At 66.3% G+C, this 1,036-nt stretch carries 1 protein-coding gene and 1 pseudogene; both read left to right on the plus strand.

What is annotated here, in order from left to right:
• Positions 1–191 precede the first annotated feature (191 nt).
• On the plus strand, positions 192–836 hold the full coding sequence (locus tag EN780_RS34995; protein WP_127394002.1) for a carbonic anhydrase: 645 nt from the start codon (positions 192–194) through the stop codon (positions 834–836).
• An 8-nt stretch (positions 837–844) separates the two neighbouring features.
• Positions 845–1,036, plus strand: a pseudogene (locus EN780_RS35000) (hypothetical protein); the annotation flags it as partial.

Consider the following 1,036-nt stretch of genomic DNA (forward strand, 5'->3'; position numbering starts at 1 on the left):
GGGACCCGCCGCTGACCGACCGTTTCGGCATTCCCGTAGCCATCTGGGCATGACCGGCCATGCGCGCCGCATCGCGATTGCGACGGAGCCATCCGCAATTCGGCATTGCTCGCGACCGGCATTTGCCGTTAGAGGGCTTCCGGATTGAACTGTGCAGCTGCCTCCAGCCCCCGGAAAGGCCTTAGCCGCCCATGCCCCATCTTCCTGAGCATCTCCTCAACGGCTATCGCAATTTCATGAACGGCCGCTACCTCGCCGAAAGTGGGCGCTACCGCTCGCTGGCGCGCGAAGGCCAGGCGCCCGAGACGATGATCGTCGCCTGCTGCGACTCCCGCTCCGCCCCGGAGGCGATCTTCGACGCCGGACCGGGCGAGCTGTTCGTGCTGCGCAATGTCGGCAATCTGGTGCCGCCCTACGCGCCGGACGGCGAGTTCCATTCGACCTCGGCCGCGCTCGAATTCGCCGTGCAAAGCCTTAAGGTCAAGAACATCGTGGTGATGGGCCATGGCCGCTGCGGCGGCATCCGTGCCGCCCTCGACCCCAACTCGGCGCCGCTCTCGCCCGGCGACTTCATCGGCAAGTGGATGAGCCTGATCGCGCCCGCCGCCGAGACCGTCTCGTCCAGCACCTTCATGACGGCGACCGAGCGCCAGACCGCCCTGGAGCGCATCTCGATCCGCTATTCGATCGCCAACCTCCGCACCTTCCCCTGCGTTTCCATCCTCGAAGGCAAGGGCAGATTGTCGCTGCATGGCGCCTGGTTCGACATCTCGACCGGCGAACTTTGGGTGATGAACAAGGAGACCGGCGATTTCGAGCGGCCGGATCTGGGGTGAGGCCGGCGATGCGGATCGTTTTCCGGGGACCCGCGATAGCCGCCGCGCTGCTCTTTTCGGCGCTCGCCGCCCGCGCCGATGACGGCGCGCTGATCGATCGCTGGTATTCGGCGCTGCTCGTCGCCGATCGAACGGAGCTGTCGGATTTGCTCGCCGACGACGTGCGGATCAAGCTCGACGACCTCGGCGTCGTGCAGACC

It is taken from the genome of Mesorhizobium sp. M4B.F.Ca.ET.089.01.1.1 (genome assembly GCF_004022605.1).
Taxonomy (GTDB): Bacteria; Pseudomonadota; Alphaproteobacteria; order Rhizobiales; family Rhizobiaceae; genus Mesorhizobium; species Mesorhizobium abyssinicae.